The sequence below is a fragment of the Pseudomonas sp. B37(2017) genome, from assembly GCF_002112885.1.
Taxonomy (GTDB): domain Bacteria; phylum Pseudomonadota; class Gammaproteobacteria; order Pseudomonadales; family Pseudomonadaceae; genus Aquipseudomonas; species Aquipseudomonas paraglycinae.
In genome coordinates this window covers 652,274-668,627 of record NZ_NEIX01000001.1, presented here as the reverse complement: position 1 = coordinate 668,627, position 16,354 = coordinate 652,274, and the positions used below count along the sequence as shown (strand labels likewise).

At 62.4% G+C, this 16,354-nt stretch carries 14 protein-coding genes; 7 read left to right on the top strand and 7 right to left on the bottom strand.

The annotated features are described in order from the left end of the window. Window positions 1–138 precede the first annotated feature (138 nt). The 3 genes from CAF90_RS03115 to CAF90_RS03105 all read left to right on the top strand — a co-directional run bounded on the left by CAF90_RS03115 (window position 139) and on the right by CAF90_RS03105 (window position 3,277). Window positions 139–825 (top strand): HPP family protein, encoded by a 687-nt coding sequence (locus tag CAF90_RS03115; RefSeq protein WP_085603446.1) that lies wholly within the window; start codon window positions 139–141, stop codon window positions 823–825. 190 nt (window positions 826–1,015) lie between these two features. After that, entirely contained in the window at window positions 1,016–2,122 is a 1,107-nt protein-coding gene (locus CAF90_RS03110; protein ID WP_085603444.1) for an enoyl-CoA hydratase/isomerase family protein, read from the top strand. Window positions 2,123–2,125: 3 nt separating this feature from the next. Further along, window positions 2,126–3,277, top strand: a complete 1,152-nt coding sequence (locus tag CAF90_RS03105; RefSeq protein ID WP_085603442.1) for an acyl-CoA dehydrogenase family protein — start codon at window positions 2,126–2,128, stop codon at window positions 3,275–3,277. 37 nt (window positions 3,278–3,314) lie between these two features. On the opposite strand, the gene CAF90_RS03100 is transcribed toward CAF90_RS03105, so the two are convergent. The 6 genes from CAF90_RS03100 to CAF90_RS03075 form a co-directional block, all read right to left on the bottom strand. After that, window positions 3,315–4,088, bottom strand: a complete 774-nt coding sequence (locus CAF90_RS03100; protein WP_085603440.1) for an enoyl-CoA hydratase — start codon at window positions 4,086–4,088, stop codon at window positions 3,315–3,317. 14 nt (window positions 4,089–4,102) lie between these two features. Beyond that, on the bottom strand, window positions 4,103–5,230 hold the full coding sequence (locus CAF90_RS03095; RefSeq protein WP_007951274.1) for an acyl-CoA dehydrogenase: 1,128 nt from the start codon (window positions 5,228–5,230) through the stop codon (window positions 4,103–4,105). Between the two features lie 130 nt (window positions 5,231–5,360). Beyond that, window positions 5,361–6,554 carry an acetyl-CoA C-acyltransferase gene (locus CAF90_RS03090; RefSeq protein ID WP_085603437.1) on the bottom strand — a complete coding sequence of 398 codons (1,194 nt, stop codon included), beginning with the start codon at window positions 6,552–6,554 and terminating at the stop codon, window positions 5,361–5,363. A gap of 12 nt (window positions 6,555–6,566) precedes the next feature. Further along, window positions 6,567–7,328, bottom strand: coding sequence for an SDR family NAD(P)-dependent oxidoreductase (locus CAF90_RS03085; RefSeq protein ID WP_085603435.1), 762 nt, complete (start codon window positions 7,326–7,328; stop codon window positions 6,567–6,569). Between the two features lie 16 nt (window positions 7,329–7,344). After that, window positions 7,345–9,009, bottom strand: coding sequence for an AMP-binding protein (locus tag CAF90_RS03080; RefSeq protein ID WP_085603433.1), 1,665 nt, complete (start codon window positions 9,007–9,009; stop codon window positions 7,345–7,347). A 301-nt stretch (window positions 9,010–9,310) separates the two neighbouring features. After that, window positions 9,311–10,327 carry an AraC family transcriptional regulator gene (locus CAF90_RS03075; protein ID WP_085603431.1) on the bottom strand — a complete coding sequence of 339 codons (1,017 nt, stop codon included), beginning with the start codon at window positions 10,325–10,327 and terminating at the stop codon, window positions 9,311–9,313. A 179-nt stretch (window positions 10,328–10,506) separates the two neighbouring features. Between CAF90_RS03075 and efeU the strand changes: the two genes are divergently transcribed. From efeU to efeO (CAF90_RS03055), 4 genes are read left to right on the top strand one after another with little or no spacing between them, the layout of a single operon-like run. Continuing rightward, complete coding sequence (gene efeU, locus CAF90_RS03070) at window positions 10,507–11,346, top strand: iron uptake transporter permease EfeU (protein WP_085603429.1); 840 nt, start codon at window positions 10,507–10,509, stop codon at window positions 11,344–11,346. Between the two features lie 8 nt (window positions 11,347–11,354). Continuing rightward, window positions 11,355–12,554 carry an iron uptake system protein EfeO gene (gene efeO / locus CAF90_RS03065; protein ID WP_085603427.1) on the top strand — a complete coding sequence of 400 codons (1,200 nt, stop codon included), beginning with the start codon at window positions 11,355–11,357 and terminating at the stop codon, window positions 12,552–12,554. Window positions 12,555–12,571: 17 nt separating this feature from the next. Beyond that, window positions 12,572–13,870 carry an iron uptake transporter deferrochelatase/peroxidase subunit gene (gene efeB, locus CAF90_RS03060; protein WP_085603425.1) on the top strand — a complete coding sequence of 433 codons (1,299 nt, stop codon included), beginning with the start codon at window positions 12,572–12,574 and terminating at the stop codon, window positions 13,868–13,870. Window positions 13,871–13,891: 21 nt separating this feature from the next. Then, window positions 13,892–14,716, top strand: coding sequence for an iron uptake system protein EfeO (gene efeO / locus CAF90_RS03055; RefSeq protein ID WP_085603423.1), 825 nt, complete (start codon window positions 13,892–13,894; stop codon window positions 14,714–14,716). Window positions 14,717–14,865: 149 nt separating this feature from the next. Here efeO (CAF90_RS03055) and pssA read toward each other — a convergent pair whose 3' ends face one another. Next, window positions 14,866–16,209, bottom strand: a complete 1,344-nt coding sequence (gene pssA / locus CAF90_RS03050) for a CDP-diacylglycerol--serine O-phosphatidyltransferase (protein WP_085603421.1) — start codon at window positions 16,207–16,209, stop codon at window positions 14,866–14,868. Window positions 16,210–16,354: the final 145 nt, after the last annotated feature.

The following is a 16,354-nucleotide window of genomic DNA, read 5'->3' as shown; positions in this document are numbered from 1 at the left end:
TATGAATTTGTCAGCATCGTGAATGATTGGCACACTGTGCGCGTTCCTCCCCCAATAGTTGGAACACTTCGAAGGACTTTCCGCGTTTACGGACAAGTCCTTTTTTTTGCCCTGAATTTCGCAAAGGATCGATTCTGCATGCTCGCTCGCTGGTTGCCCGCCGCCATCAACACCCGCCCCACCGAATGGAGCCGCGCCGCGATCGGCATGGCCCTGGGCACGTTGTTCAGCGTGTGGGCGTGCAGTCAGGTGTTCGGCATTGAAGTGGCCTACCACCTGATCGGCCCGCTGGGCGCTTCGGCGGTGCTGCTGTTCGCCGTATCGTCCGGCGCACTCGCCCAGCCATGGTCGATCATCGGCGGCTACCTGTGCGCAGGCGTCGTCGCGTTGCTGGTGGCCCACGTCCTCGGCCGAACCCTCGGCAGCGCCTGCCTCGCCGCAGGCATGGCGCTGATCCTGATGTGCTGGCTGCGCTGCCTGCACCCACCGGCCGGCGCCGTCGCATTGACGATGGTGCTGGCCGACCCGATGACCATTGCCATGGACTGGAAAGCCCTGGAACCGGTGATGCTTAGCGCCACGTGCCTGCTGCTGGCCGCACTGGCCTACAACAACCTCACCCGCATCCGCTACCCGAAACGCCCTGCCGAACCGGCGCCGGCCGTGGCACCAGTGGATATTCAGTCCATCACGGCCGAAGATCTGAAACTGGCACTGGCCGATATGGAGGCGTTCATCGATGTCACGCCGGAGGATCTGGAGCAGTTGATTCATGCCAGTGAACTGCATGCCAAACGGCGCAGCATTGGCCAGGTGTTCCGCTGAGTCCAGAGCCTGTCCCTGTCAGCGTTGTCGATTGAAAAGAAGCCGCGATCCCGTGCATTTGGCCTAAGGTAAAAATGCAGACAGCCCGTGCACATATCCCCGTTGTACACGGCAAATTTGCACTGTTACGATCCGGTAACGCTCGCGCGCGAGCTTCTCGAATAAAGACAATAAAAGCAGGGAGTTAGTGATGACTGCTCAGGCTTCATCCCCGCGGACTTCGTCCATGGATGCCACGCCACACGAAGTGTTGGCCGAGGTTCGCAATCACATCGGTCATCTGACCCTCAACCGCCCCGCCGGCCTCAATGCCCTGACCCTCGACATGGTGCGCCAGCTCCAGCAACACCTGGATGCCTGGGCCGCCGATGCCGATATCCACGCCGTCGTGCTGCGCGGTGCCGGCGAGAAAGCCTTTTGTGCCGGTGGCGACATTCGATCCCTGTACGACAGCCATAAAAGCGGCGACACGCTGCACGAAGATTTCTTCGTCGAGGAATACGCCCTCGACCTGACGATCCACCACTACCGCAAACCGGTGCTGGCGCTGATGGACGGTTTCGTTCTCGGCGGCGGCATGGGTCTGGTGCAAGGCGCCGATCTGCGGGTGGTCACCGAGAAGAGCCGTCTGGCGATGCCGGAAGTGGCGATCGGGTATTTCCCGGATGTCGGCGGCAGTTATTTCCTGCCGCGCATTCCCGGCGAGCTGGGGATTTATCTGGGCGTCAGCGGCGTGCAGATTCGTGCGGCGGATGCGCTGTATTGCGGCCTCGCCGACTGGTATCTGGACAGCAGCAAACTCGGCACCCTCGACGAACAGCTCGATCACCTGGAGTGGCACGACACGCCGCTGAAGGATCTGCAAAGCCTGCTGGCCCGCCACGCCGTGCAAACCCTGCCGGATGCGCCGCTTGAAGCCTTGCGCCCGGCCATCGACCATTTCTTCGCGTTGCCTGACGTGCCGAGTATCGTCGAGCAACTGCGCGCCGTGACCGTCGCCGACAGCCACGAATGGGCGACCACCACCGCCGACCTGCTGGAAACCCGCTCGCCGCTGGCCATGGGCGTGACCCTGGAAATGCTGCGTCGCGGCCGGCACCTGAGCCTGGAACTCTGCTTCGCCCTCGAACTGCATCTGGATCGCCAGTGGTTCGAACGCGGCGACCTGATCGAAGGCGTGCGCGCCCTGCTGATCGACAAAGACAAATCACCGCGCTGGAACCCGCCGACCCTGGCTGCGCTGCACGCCGAGCACATCGCGAGTTTCTTTCACGGTTTCGAAGAGAGCGGGAGCTGAGCCATGCACGATCTCGAATTGACTGAAGACCAGGTAATGATCCGCGACATGGCCCGGGACTTCGCCCGTGGCGAAATCGCCCCCCACGCACAAGCCTGGGAAAAGGCCGGCTGGATCGATGACGGTCTGGTGGCAAAGATGGGCGAACTCGGCCTGTTGGGCATGGTGGTGCCGGAGGAATGGGGCGGCACGTACGTCGACTACGTGGCCTATGCGCTGGCGGTGGAAGAGATTTCCGCCGGTGACGGCGCCACCGGCGCGTTCATGAGCATTCACAACTCGGTGGGCTGCGGGCCGGTGCTCAACTACGGCAGCGAAGAACAGAAACAGACCTGGCTGGCGGATCTGGCCAGCGGCGCGGTGATCGGCTGCTTCTGCCTGACCGAACCCCAGGCCGGCTCCGAAGCGCACAACCTGCGCACCCGCGCCGAACTGCGCGACGGGCAATGGGTAATCAACGGCGCCAAGCAATTTGTCAGCAACGGCAAGCGAGCGAAACTTGCGATCGTGTTTGCGATGACCGATCCGGATCTGGGCAAGCGCGGGATCTCGGCGTTCCTTGTGCCGACTGATACGCCGGGGTTCATCGTTGACCGCACCGAACACAAGATGGGCATCCGCGCTTCCGATACCTGCGCGGTGACGCTGAACAATTGCAGCATTCCTGAAGCGAATCTGTTGGGTGAGCGCGGTAAAGGCCTGGCGATTGCCCTCTCCAACCTTGAAGGCGGACGTATCGGCATTGCGGCGCAAGCATTGGGCATCGCCCGTGCGGCGTTTGAAGCGGCGCTGGGTTACGCCCGTGATCGGGTACAGTTCGGCAAGGCGATTGTCGAGCATCAGAGCATCGCCAACCTGCTGGCGGACATGCAGATGCAGATCAACGCCGCACGCTTGATGATCCTGCACGCGGCGCGGCTGCGTACGGCAGGTAAACCGTGTCTGTCGGAGGCTTCGCAGGCCAAGCTGTTTGCTTCGGAAATGGCCGAGAAGGTGTGTTCGTCAGCGATTCAGATTCATGGCGGGTATGGGTATCTGGAGGATTATCCGGTTGAGAAGTACTACCGGGATGCGCGGATTACCCAGATTTATGAGGGGTCGAGCGAGATACAGCGGATGGTGATTGCTCGGGAGTTGAAGAACTATCAGCTCTGACTGATCGCCCCCACGCAATGCGTGGGGGCGAACGCTATTACTTGCCCTGGAACTCGGCAGGCCGCTTGGCCACAAACGCCGCCATCCCTTCCTTCTGATCCTGCGTCGCAAACGCCGCATGGAACACCCGGCGCTCGAAGCGCACGCCTTCAGTCAGGTTCACTTCAAACGCGCGATTCACGCTTTCTTTGACCATCATCGCAATCGGCAGCGATTTGCTGGCGATCACCGCCGCCACTTTCAGCGCCTCATCCAGCAACTCGGCACTCGGCACGATCCGCGCGACGATGCCGCAACGCTCGGCTTCCACCGCGTCGATCAAACGCCCGCTCAGGCACATTTCCATGGCCTTGGCCTTGCCCACGGCGCGGGTCAGGCGCTGGGTGCCGCCCATGCCCGGCAGCACGCCGAGGTTGATTTCCGGTTGGCCGAACTTGGCGTTGTCGCCGGCCAGGATGAAGTCGCACATCAATGCCAGTTCACAGCCGCCACCCAGGGCAAAACCGTTGACCGCCGCGATGATCGGCTTGCGCCGGTTGGCCACGCGATCGCTGTCGCTGAACAGGTCGTCCATGTAGATCTGCGGGTAGGTCAGATCGGCCATTTCCTTGATGTCGGCGCCGGCGGCAAAGGCTTTGGTCGAGCCGGTGATGACGATGCAGCCAATGTTCGCGTCGGCTTCAAATCCATCGAGCGCGCGGTTCACTTCGCTGACCAGTTGCGCGTTGAGGGCGTTCAGCGCCTGCGGGCGATTGAGGGTGATCAGGCCGACGCGGCCATGGGTTTCCAGCAAAATCGTTTCGTAACTCATGTGCAGATTCCTTCTCAAAGGTTGCGCGAAATGACCATGCGCTGAATGTCGCTGGTGCCTTCGTAGATCTGGCAGACCCGCACGTCGCGGTAGATGCGCTCCAGCGGGAAGTCGTTGAGGTAACCGTAACCGCCAAGGGTTTGCAACGCCATGGAGCAAACCTTTTCGGCCATTTCCGAGGCGAACAGTTTGGCCATCGATGCTTCGACCAGCGCCGGCTGACCGCTGTCGCGCAGGGCGGCGGCGTAATGCACCATCTGCCGCGCCACGGCGATCTGGGTGGCCATGTCCGCCAGGCGGAACGCCACGGCCTGATGCTCGATGATCGGCTTGCCGAAGGTGTCACGTTCACGGGCGTAGTCACGCGCTGCTTCGAACGCGGCGCGGGCCATGCCCACCGATTGCGAAGCGATGCCGACACGGCCGCCTTCGAGGTTGGCCAGGGCGATCTTGTAGCCCTCGCCCTCCTCGCCCAACCGGTTGGCCACCGGCACTTTCACGTCTTCGAACAGAATCTGGCAGGTGTCCGAGGCGTGCTGGCCGAGTTTGTCCTCGATGCGGGCGACTTTGTAGCCCGGCGAGTCGGTCGGCACGATGAACGCGCTGATCCCGCGCTTGCCGGCACTCGGATCGGTGACGGCAAACACGATCACGATCCCGGCGTTCTGCCCTGAGGTGATGAACTGTTTGCAGCCGTTGAGCACGTAGTGATCGCCTTCAAGGCGTGCGCGGGTTTTCAGGCTGCTGGCGTCGGAACCGGCCTGTGGTTCGGTCAACGCGAAGGCTCCGAGCATCTCACCGCTGGCCAGCGGTTTGAGGAAACGCTCGCGCTGGTCGTCGTTGCCGAACTTGAGGATCGGCACGCAACCCACCGAGTTGTGCACGCTCATGATCGTCGAGCACGCGCCGTCACCGGCGGCGATTTCTTCCAGGGCCATGGCGTAGGCCAGGTAACCGGTGTCGCAACCGCCCCACTGCTCCGGCACCAGCATGCCGAAGAAACCCAGCCCGGCCATTTCGCCGATGGCTTCTTTCGGGAAACGGTGCTCGCGATCCCACTCGGCGGCGAACGGTTTCAGCCGTTCCTCGGCAAACTGCCGGGCCATGTCGCGGATTTGTTGTTGGTCGTCATTGGGAATCATGGCAAATCCTTAAAACATAAAACCTGTGGGAGCCAGCCTGCTGGCGATTGAAGTCTGTCAGTCAATATTTGCTTGTATGACACACCGCTATCGCCAGCAGGCTGGCTCCCACAAGGATTTGGTGTTGACCTCAGTTGAGGCATTCCACGGCCATCGCCGTGGCTTCGCCGCCGCCGATGCAGATCGCCGCGACGCCGCGTTTCAGGCCTTTCTGGCGCAGGGCCGAGAGCAAGGTCACCAGAATCCGCGCGCCGGACGCACCGATCGGGTGACCGAGGGCGCAGGCGCCGCCGTGGATGTTGAGCTTGTTGTGAGGTATTTCCAGGTGGGTCATCGCCGCCATGCCGACCACGGCGAAGGCTTCGTTGACTTCAAACAGATCGACCTGATCCAGCGACCAGCCGGTTTTCTTCATCAGCTTCTTGATCGCGCCAATCGGTGCCACCGGGAACAGGCCCGGGGTGTCAGCGAAGGCTGCGTGGCCGTGAATCACCGCCAGCGGTTTCAGACCCTGTTTCTGCGCTTGCGACTGACGCATCAGCACCAGTGCGGCGGCGCCGTCGGAGATCGAGCTGGAGTTGGCCGCGGTTACGGTGCCGCCCTCGCGAAACGCCGGTTTCAGCGAAGCGATCTTGTCCAGTTTGGCTTTCGGTGGCTGTTCGTCATTGCTGATCACCACTTGTTCCCTGCCCACTGTCACGGTCAGCGGAACGATTTCGTCCTTGAAGCTGCCGTCCTTGATCGCCTGCTGGGCGCGGGTGGTAGAGGCGATGGCGAAAGCATCCTGCGCCTCGCGGCTGAAGCCGTTGGTTTCGGCGCAATCCTCGGCGAAGGTGCCCATCAGGCGGCCCTTGTCGTAGGCGTCTTCGAGGCCGTCGAGGAACATCGAATCCAGCACCCGGCCGTGGCCCATGCGGTAACCGGCACGGGCGCGATCCAGCAGGTACGGCGCGTTGGACATGCTTTCCATGCCGCCGGCGATCACCACATCGGCGCTGCCGGCCAGCAGCATGTCGTGGGCCAGAATGGTGGTTTCCATGCCCGAGCCGCACATCTTGTTGACCGTGGTGCAGCGGGTGGATTTGTCCAGCCCGGCGCCCAGCGCAGCCTGACGCGCAGGCGCCTGGCCGAGACCAGCCGGCAACACGCAGCCGAACAGCACTTCATCGACTGCATCGGCGGCGACACCGGCGCGTTCAACCGCCGCCTTGATTGCTGCTGCGCCGAGTTGCGGCGCGGTCAGGCTTTTCAGTTCGCCCTGAAAACCGCCCATCGGGGTGCGGACGGCGCTGACGATGACAATCGGATCGTTGGAGATGGTCATGGGAAATCCTCCTTACTTGGCGGCCATGCGCAAGGCACCGTCGAGACGGATCACCTCGCCGTTGAGCATGCTGTTTTCAATGATATGCCGCACCAGCGCGGCGTACTCGGCAGGTTTGCCCAGACGCGGCGGGAACGGCACGCCGGCGGCCAGCGAGTCGCGCACTTCCGGGGTCATGCCGGCCATCATCGGGGTTTCGAAAATGCCCGGGGCGATGGTCATCACGCGGATGCCGAAGCGCGCCAGTTCGCGGGCGGCAGGCAGGGTCAGGCTGGCGATCGCGCCTTTGGACGCCGAATACGCAGCCTGACCGATCTGGCCGTCGAACGCCGCAACCGATGCGGTGTTGATGATCACGCCACGCTCGCCGTCGGCGTTGGCTTCGCTTTCGGCAATCGCTGCTGCTGCCAGACGCAGCATGTTGAAGCTGCCGATCAGGTTGACGTTGATCACCTGAGCGAAACTGGACAAGGCGTGCGGGCCGTTCTTGCCGAGGATCTTCTCGCCGCGAACAATGCCGGCGCAGTTCACCAGACCATTGAGGCTGCCGAAGGCTTTAACGGTCGCCTGCACGGCGGCCTCGGCGGCGGCTTCGTTGCTGATGTCGGCCACCACGCTCTGCGCGCCGAGGCGTTGGGCCTGGGCGGCGACGGCGTCGGCGTTCATGTCCACCAGCATCACTTTGGCGCCGGCGCTCACCAGCAATTCAGCGGTGGCGGCACCCAGGCCGGATGCGCCGCCGGTGACGATAAAAACCTTGTTTTCGATCTGCATGACTGTTTCCTTGGATTCAAGCTGAAACGTTGTGCGCCGCGGCCTCTTGAGCCTTGGCGATTTCCTGGTTGCGCAAGATAAAGCGCTGCAATTTGCCGCTCGGGGTTTTCGGCAACTCGCTGACAAATTCGATTTCACGGGGGTACGAATGCGCGGCCAGACGCTTGCGCACGTGTTGGCGCAGTTCTTCGGCCAGCGCAGGTTCCGCGCGGTATTGCGGGTTGAGCACGACGAAGGCCTTCACCAGTTCGGTGCGCTCCGGATCGGGCTTGCCGACCACCGCTGCCTCGACGACGGCCGGGTGTTCGATCAGTGCACTTTCCACGTCGAACGGGCCGACCCGGTAGCCGGAAGTGGTGATCACGTCATCGCTGCGGCCGACGAAGCTGATGCTGCCGTCCGGGTTCCACTCGACGGTGTCGCCGCTCAGGTAGTAATCGCCGACGAAGGCTTTGGTTGGCGCGCCTTGGTAACCGGCGAACCAGCACATCGGCGATTGCGTGCGGTCGATGGCGAGGATGCCGGGCTGGCCGACGCCGAGTTCGTTGTTCTGCTCGTCGAGCACCACGATGCGATGGCCCGGCGAGGCGAAACCGGCGGCGCCGAGGTGGATCGGGTGTTCGAGACCGTGGTGGTTGCACAGGACCATGCCCAGTTCGGTCTGGCCGTAATGATCGTGAATGACCACGCCGAGGTTGTCGGCGAACCAGCGAATCACTTCCGGGTTCAACGGCTCGCCGGCGCTGCTGACGATGCGCAGCTTGCCCTTGATCGACTTGGCGAACTCGTCGCCGCCGGCAATCAACAGGCGGTAGGCCGTGGGCGATCCGGTGAGGTTGGTGATCCCGTATTTGTTGATCACCCGGCAGGTACTTTCGAGGGTGAACGGGCCATCGTAGAACGTGATCGGATGGCCCATCGACAACGGGCCGGTGACACCGAAATAAATGCCGTAGGCCCAGCCCGGATCGGCGACGTTCCAGAACGCATCTTCCGGGCGCAGATCCACGGCATCGCGGGTGTAGCTCTGGAATGCGACGACCGCCTTGAGCGGCACTGACAGCGCTTTCGACGGGCCGGTGGTGCCTGAGGTGAACATCAGCAGGAACGGATCTTCGCCGGTCAGCATCACCGGTTCGCAGACATTGGAATGGTTGGGCAGCTCGGCCCAGAAACTGAAATCGCCACGGACGATGCCCTGGCCTTTCGGACCACCAACGGTGACCAGCGTCGGGCAGTCGGCGACTTCGCTGAGTTTTGGCCGGTTGGCGGCGTCGGTCACCACGACTTTGGCGCCGGAGCTGTTCAGGCGATGTTCGAGGGCCTTGGGGCCGAACGCGGTGAACAGCGGTTGATACACCGCGCCGATGCGCCAGGTGGCGAATACGGTGATCAGCAATTCGATGTTGCGCGGCAGCAGGCCGGCGACCTTGTCGCCCTTCTGCACGCCCTGGGCGAGAAGGAAATTGGCGAAACGCGCGGCTTTGTCCTGCAGGTCGCTGAAGGTGTACGTCGCACTGGCGCCATCGCGGCCTTCCCAGAACAGCGCGATGCGTCCCGGCAGCGCGTGCCGGTCACAACATTCGACGCAGGCGTTGAGCGCCTCGAGCGTGCCGCTGAGTGCGGCGTCCACGGTGTGCTGATAATCAAACTGTGCGGTGGCAGACAAGTAATCGCGCATTGCCAGAATCCCTCTGTTCTTATTAGGTTGGGGAACCGTAAACAACAGAGGGATACTCGCGCCGCACGCCGGCGGCGGCAATGGTCAAAGCCCTCAAAGTGGATGACTGGTTTGGCCAAGGTTCCGGACTTTGATCGCTCCCACGACGTGCCGCGATGATCGTTCCCACGCTCTGCGTGGGAATGCCTCAAGGGACGCTCCGCGTTCCAGCTCTGGAAGGGACGCGGGGCGTCCCGGGCTGCATTCCCACGCAGAGCGTGGGAACGAGAGTCGGTGGTGAGCAGCGAACGTCAGCGGTGGATCAGACCGCTTCGTTGAGGATCAAGCTGCGATAGTGCCCAGGATTGGTCCCCGACCACTTGCGAAACGCCTTGTAGAACGAGCTCGCATCGGCAAACCCCAAGCGGGTGGCGATGTCGGCAAAACTGATCGAAGGTTCCGCCAGCCAGGTGATCGCCAGTTCCTTGCGCACGCTGTCCTTCAAACCCTGATAGGTCTGCCCTTCTTCAGCCAGACGCCGACGCAGGGTCGAAGCCGACATGCACAACTGCTGGGCCAGCGCGTCGGTTTCCGGCCACTTATCTGCGGATAATTGCCGCAGATCCTGCTTGATCCGGCTCGCAAGGCTTTCCGGGTCGCGGTATTTCACCAGAATGTTGGCCGGGGCATGGGCCAGAAAGCGCTTCAACTCCTCGGCGCTGCGCTTGATCGGCAGATCCAGCACGTCAGCGGCGAAGATCATCCGCGTGCGGGGCCGGTCGAAACGCAGGTTTTCCGAGAACATCACCCGATAGTCATCACAGAAATCCGGCGCCGGGCAGCGCAGTTCGATCGCCAGGATCGGAATCCGCCGTCCCGCCAGCCAGCACGCCACGCCGTGGACGATCATCCAGTAAGTGAAATAGGTGAAGGCGCGACGCGGTTCCGGATCGTCTTCCAGCAGCACGATTTCCGCCAGACTCTGCTGGTGCACCAGTTGCGCCGGCATGCGTTCGAGCATCAGCGACAGGAAATTCAAACCGGTGCTCAGCCCCGCAGCCAGGTTCGGCTGGGCCATCGCGCTGCGGCAGAGGAATTCCAGGCTGCCGGATTTCAGCTTGCGCGGGTCCATGCCAAAGAACTCGTCATCGCCGCGCCGGGCCAACAGGCGCCATAACCGCGCGTAATGGCTGGCCGGCACGCGCGCGTCATCGGTGGGCAGCAGCGCCGGATCGATCCCGACCTTGCTCAAGACTTCTTCCGTGGCCACGCCCGGGGCACAACTTTGCAGCAGTGCTTCGCGCACCAGTTGAATGGCGATGGTGTCTTTTTCCGACATGGAACGCGCGCAATCCTGTTGTTGTTCGAGTGGCGGGCATCTTAGCGCAGCTGACTCGGTGGCGTGGATGTTCAGACTCGTTCAGCTGAGGTTCAGGTAAATGTCAATGAATGCCATGTGAGAATGACTTTCATTATGTTACAACTTGTAACCTCATTTCGTTACACAGTGATCGTCGAATGCTCGTTCCCTTTTTGATCATGTTGCGCGAAGGCATCGAAGCCGCGCTGATCGTTGGCATCATCGCCAGCTACCTGCAACAGACCGGCCGTGGCCAGTGGATGCCGGCGGTGTGGATCGGGGTGTTTCTCGCTGCTGCGCTGGCGTTGCTGGTCGGCGGCGGCCTGGAACTGGTCAGTGCCGAATTCCCGCAAAAGCAGCAGGAACTGTTCGAAGGCGTGGTCGGCCTCGTCGCTGTGGGCATTCTCAGTTCAATGGTGTTCTGGATGCGCAAGGTGGCGCGTTCGATCAAGCATTCGCTGCAAGCCTCTCTCGATCACGCACTGACCGCGTCGAAGCATCAGGTCATCGCGCTGATTGCCATGGTGTTTTTCGCCGTCGCCCGGGAAGGTCTGGAAACCGTGTTCTTCCTGCTCGCCGTGTTCCAGCAGAGCGAAGGCCCGGCCGCGCCGATCGGCGCCCTGCTCGGCCTGATCCTGGCGATTGTCGTCGGCTTCCTGATCTACAGCGGCAGCATGCGCTTGAACCTGTCGGCGTTCTTCCGCTGGACCGGGCTGTTCATCCTCGTGGTCGCCGCCGGGATTCTCGCCAACTCGGTGCAGGCCCTGCATGAAGCCGGGGTGTGGAACCACCTGCAAACCGTGCTGTTCGACTTCAGCGCGACGCTGCCGATGGACGGCCCGCTGGGCTCGGTGCTGGCCGGCATGTTCGGTTATCAGGATGCACCGACCGTCAGCACCCTCGGCGCGTACCTGATTTATCTGCTGGTGGCGCTGGTCATGTTCTTCATGCCGGCACCCAAACCCGCTGCCCAATCGTCTTCCGTTTCCAGCCAATAAGGGCCTTCATGTCAAAGCCTAATACTCCTCAGGCCTCGCCTCCCCGCGCCTTGCGCTGGGCGGTGGCCGGTTCGGTGGTCGTGATGATCGCCGCCGGTGGCCTGTTCTACTACGCCTCGAAACTGGCCGCCGCCAAACGTCAGCACAATCGTGACGAAGTGGTGGTGAACATCCATCCGCACAGTTGCGAGCCGAACGCCCTCACCGTCCCGGCCGGCCGTGCCAGTTTCCGCATCGTCAACCGCTCCGACCGGGCGGTGGAATGGGAAATCCTCGACGGCGTGCTGGTGATCGAAGAGCGCGAGAACATCGCGCCGGGCCTGAGCCAGGTGATCAACGCCAACCTGCAACCCGGCGAATACGCCATCACCTGCGGCCTGCTGAGCAACCCGCGCGGCACCTTGCACGTGACGCCGACCGCCGCGTCCGATGCCGCCGCCAAGGCCAAGCCGTCGATGGTTGCCTTTGTCGGGCCGCTGTCGGAGTTCCGCGTTTACCTGGCCAGCCAGAGCAGCGCGCTGATCAAAGCCGTGACGGCGCTGAATCAAGCCATCGACAGTGGCGATCTGGCCCAGGCCCAGGCTTTGTATTTGCCGGCCCGTGCCGCGTACCAGCGTCTGGCCCCGGCCGCACAACGCCTGGCGGAGCTGGACAACAGCATCAACGCCCGCGCCGATTACTTCGAAAAACGCGAGCAGGATCCGGCCTTCGTCGGTTTCCACCGCCTCGAATACGCGCTGTTCCAGCAACGCAACCTCGATGGGCTGACACCGATTGCCCAGAGTTTGCTCGACAACGTCACCACGCTGAAACAACAGCTGCTGGCCCAGTCGCTGCCGCCGGAGCAACTGGTGGAAATCGTCGTGCGCAATCTCAACACCCTCGCCGACGTGCGCGCCGCCAGCGGCGAAGAGGAACGCTACAGCCACAGCGATCTCAACGGCTTCGCGGCCAATCAGGAAACCGCGCACAAAGTCGTCGAACTGCTGCGGCCGCTGCTGAGCAAATCCGCCGCCGACCTGCTGCCGAAAATCGACGGCGCGCTGGCTGATTTCGATACCACGCTGAACGGCTTCAAGGTCAAGGACGGCTACGCCAGTTACGACACCGTCAACGGTGAGCAACGCAAGCAGATCGCCGACAAGGCCAAGGCCCTGGCCGACGCCCTCGACGCCATTGATCCCGCCCTCGGCCTCTCCGGCCTGTAAGCAGAAGACGAATACCGATGAACGATTCCGAACACTTCAACCTGCAACGTCGCCGCGTACTGATGGGGATGGGCGCCGCCGGTGTCGCACTGGCCGGCACGGCGTTGAGCTGCCCGGCAATGGCCGCCTCGCCTGCGCAAGTCACCGAAGCACCGAGCAGCGACAAGACCCAGGATCATCACGACTTTCACGGCGTACACCAGAGCGGCATCGTCACCCCGCGCCCCGCGTCGGGCATGCTGGTGTCGTTCGATGTGCTGGCCAGCGACCGTGAAGACCTGGAGCGTCTGTTCCGCACCCTCAACGAGCGCATCGCGTTCCTGATGAAGGGCGGCCCGGTGGCGCAGATCGATCCGAAGTTGCCGCCGCCGGATTCCGGCATCCTCGGCCCGGTGGTCACCCCGGACAACTTGACCATCACTGTGTCGGTGGGCGAATCATTGTTCGACGAGCGCTTCGGCCTCGCGTCCGCCAAACCCAAGCGCCTGATCCGCATGGTCGGTTTCCCCAACGACGCGCTGGAAGCCGATTGCTGCCACGGCGACCTGAGCCTGCAGTTCTGCTCCAATACCGCCGACACCAACATCCACGCCCTGCGCGACATCGTGAAAAACCTGCCGGACCTGCTGCTGGTGCGCTGGAAACAGGAAGGCAGCGTGCCGCCGCAAGCCCCGGCCAAACCCGGTGTGCCGGCGCAATCGGCGCGTAACTTCCTGGGTTTCCGCGACGGTTCGGCCAACCCGGATTCCAACGACGGCAAAGCCATGGACCGCATCGTCTGGGTGCAACCCGGGAGTGACGAACCGGCCTGGGCGGCCCACGGCAGTTATCAGGCGGTGCGGATCATCCGCAACTTCGTCGAACGCTGGGACCGCACGCCGTTGCAGGAACAGGAAAGCATCATCGGCCGGGTCAAAACCACCGGCGCGCCGATGGGCGCCAGCCATGAGACCGAGGTGCCGGATTACAGCAAGGACCCGGAAGGCAAGCTGACCAAGCTTGATGCGCACATTCGCCTGGCCAATCCGCGCACCGCCGCGAGCCAGGCCAACCTGATCCTGCGCCGGCCGTTCAACTACTCCAACGGCGTGAACAAGAACGGCCAGCTCGACATGGGCCTGCTGTTCATCTGTTACCAGGCCGACCTGGAAAAAGGCTTCATCACCGTGCAGACCCGCCTCAATGGCGAACCGCTGGAGGAATACCTCAAGCCGGTCGGCGGCGGTTACTTCTTCACCCTGCCGGGTGTCACGGGCGACAAGGACTTCATCGGTCGCTCGCTGCTCAACGCTACTCAACCAAAAACAACTGCATAGCATTCAACAGGAGCCGCCCCCATGAAAAAGACGCCACTCGCGTTATTGCTGACCCTTGGTTTGCTCAACACCCCGCTGTCGGCGTTCGCCGCGACCGCGCCTCTGGATCTGGTGGGGCCGGTGTCGGACTACAAGATCTACGTCACCGAACAATTGGATGAACTGGCCAGCCACACGCAGCAGTTCACCGACGCGGTGAAAAAAGGCGACCTGGCGACCGCACAGAAGCTCTACGCACCGACCCGCGTCTATTACGAGTCGATCGAGCCGATCGCCGAGCTGTTCAGTGACCTCGACGCCTCCATCGACTCCCGGGTCGACGACCACGAGCAAGGCGTGAAAGCCGAAGACTTCACCGGTTTCCACCGCATCGAATACTCGCTGTTCTCGGAAAAGAGCACCAAGGATCTCGACGCCCTGGCGGACGGCCTGAACAAGGACGTGAAAGACCTGCAGACCCGCGTCGCCGGCCTGACCTTCCCGCCTGAGAAAGTCGTCGGCGGCGCCGCTGCGCTGCTCGAAGAAGTCGCCGCAACCAAGATCTCCGGTGAAGAAGACCGCTACAGCCACACCGACCTGTACGACTTCCAGGGCAACATCGACGGCGCGAAGAAAATCGTCGACCTGTTCCGTCCGCAGATCGAGAAACAGGACAAGGCCTTCGTCGCCAAAGTCGACAAGAACTTCGCCACCGTGGACAAGATCCTGGCCAAGTACAAGACCAAGGACGGTGGTTTCGAGACTTACGAAAAGGTGAAGGACAACGACCGCAAGGCGCTGGTTGGCCCGGTCAATACCCTGGCTGAAGACCTGTCGACGTTGCGCGGAAAACTCGGTCTGAACTGAGACTTGTAGCGCCTGTTCTGACGCCTTCGCGAGCAAGCCCGCTCCCACATAGGATCTTTGTTGAACACAAAATTGTGCTCAGCGAAGACCCAGTGTGGGAGCGGGCTTGCTCGCGAAGGCGTTTTTAGCAGCGCCGAAAATTCTGTGCCTTACAGAATCCGGTACAGCAACCGCTCGACCCGCACCCGGCTCACACGCTTGAGGAACTTGGCCACGCCCGCCGGGTAATCCGGCAAGGCTTCCAGGTCCTGGAAACGTGCGATGCGCGAGGTGTGAACGAAGATGTTCTCCAGCTCCACGCGGCGCGGTTCCAGCCACTCGCCTTTCGGGTCATCGATCAGCAAGGCGTTTTCCAGATCCAGACGGAACGCCCGCGGATTGAGGTTGTTGCCGGTCAGCAGCGTATAACGCTGGTCGATCCACATGCCCTTGAGGTGATAGCTGTTGTCGCCTTCACGCCACAAATGCAGGTTCAACTGGCCGCTGTCGATGTTGCGCTGATGCCGCTTGGCGAAACGGCGCAGGCTGATCTCGTAGAGATACGGCAGCGCGGCGATCACCTTGAACGGCTCGGTCGGCGGAATGTAGAAGTCGTTGGCGGTCTTGTCGCCGACCACGATGTCGATCTTCACGCCGCGCGCCAGCGCCCGGTTGATCTCGCGAATCACGCCAAGCGGCAGGTTGAAGTACGGCGTGCAGATGGTCAGTTGCTTCTGGGCGCTGGCGATCAGCTCCAGAATCACCCGGTTCAGCGGGTTGTTCTTGCCCACACCGAGCAACGGACTGACCGACAGGCCGGTATGCGCCGTGCTGCCCGCGCTGGTGTCGTAGGCCGCATATTTAAGGCGGCTGCGCAGGTCGCCGATGTCGTTGCGCAGGCTGCGGGTGGTCGGCAGGTTCGGCAGGTCGAGGCGATGCACCGCTTTCGATTCGATCAGGCCGTGCTTGACCAGGTGGTGCATCGAGTCCGCCAGTTCGCGGCTTTGCAGCACGTGATAACGGTCGAAACGGTACTTGTCGAATTTGTGCAGGTAGACGTTGTTCAGGCTCGCACCGCTGTAGACCACGCAATCGTCGATCACGAAGCCTTTGAGGTGCAGCACGCCGAACAGCTCGCGGGTCTGCACCGGCACGCCGTAGACCGGCACCACGCTCTGGTGGGTGCGGGTCATTTCCTGATACCACGCCGAGTTGCCCGGCTGTTTGCCGGCACCGATCAAGCCGCGCTGGGCCCGCAGCCAGTCGACGACCACCGCGATTTCAAGCTCGGGACGCTTGAGTTTGGCAGCGTGCAGGGCATCGAGGATTTCCTGGCCGGCTTCATCGTTTTGCAGATAAAGCGCGACGAGGTAGATGCGCTGGGTCGCCTGGGCGATTTTCTCCAGCAGGCAACGGCGGAAATCGGCGGCACCGGGCAGGATCGTCACGGCCTCGGCGGTCAGCGGAAAGCTGCGCAGTTTGGGCAGCAGAGAGCGTTTGAAAAGCAACGGCATAGGGCTCGCAATGGGTCGAATCCGAAGAACCCGAGAGCTTACACCATCAACTCCTTCGGGTCTTCCCGCCTGATTGATCGTTCCCACGCTCCTTTAATGATCGTTCCCACGCTCTGCGTGGGAACGCAGCCCGGGACGCTCCGCG

Coding starts and splice junctions, on each gene's coding strand:
- CAF90_RS03115 (WP_085603446.1), top strand. CDS start 139: ATGCTCGCTCGCTGGTTGCCCGCCGCCATCAACACCCGCCCCACCGAA.
- CAF90_RS03110 (WP_085603444.1), top strand. CDS start 1,016: ATGACTGCTCAGGCTTCATCCCCGCGGACTTCGTCCATGGATGCCACG.
- CAF90_RS03105 (WP_085603442.1), top strand. CDS start 2,126: ATGCACGATCTCGAATTGACTGAAGACCAGGTAATGATCCGCGACATG.
- CAF90_RS03100 (WP_085603440.1), bottom strand. CDS start 4,088: ATGAGTTACGAAACGATTTTGCTGGAAACCCATGGCCGCGTCGGCCTG.
- CAF90_RS03095 (WP_007951274.1), bottom strand. CDS start 5,230: ATGATTCCCAATGACGACCAACAACAAATCCGCGACATGGCCCGGCAG.
- CAF90_RS03090 (WP_085603437.1), bottom strand. CDS start 6,554: ATGACCATCTCCAACGATCCGATTGTCATCGTCAGCGCCGTCCGCACC.
- CAF90_RS03085 (WP_085603435.1), bottom strand. CDS start 7,328: ATGCAGATCGAAAACAAGGTTTTTATCGTCACCGGCGGCGCATCCGGC.
- CAF90_RS03080 (WP_085603433.1), bottom strand. CDS start 9,009: ATGCGCGATTACTTGTCTGCCACCGCACAGTTTGATTATCAGCACACC.
- CAF90_RS03075 (WP_085603431.1), bottom strand. CDS start 10,327: ATGTCGGAAAAAGACACCATCGCCATTCAACTGGTGCGCGAAGCACTG.
- efeU (WP_085603429.1), top strand. CDS start 10,507: ATGCTCGTTCCCTTTTTGATCATGTTGCGCGAAGGCATCGAAGCCGCG.
- efeO (WP_085603427.1), top strand. CDS start 11,355: ATGTCAAAGCCTAATACTCCTCAGGCCTCGCCTCCCCGCGCCTTGCGC.
- efeB (WP_085603425.1), top strand. CDS start 12,572: ATGAACGATTCCGAACACTTCAACCTGCAACGTCGCCGCGTACTGATG.
- efeO (WP_085603423.1), top strand. CDS start 13,892: ATGAAAAAGACGCCACTCGCGTTATTGCTGACCCTTGGTTTGCTCAAC.
- pssA (WP_085603421.1), bottom strand. CDS start 16,209: ATGCCGTTGCTTTTCAAACGCTCTCTGCTGCCCAAACTGCGCAGCTTT.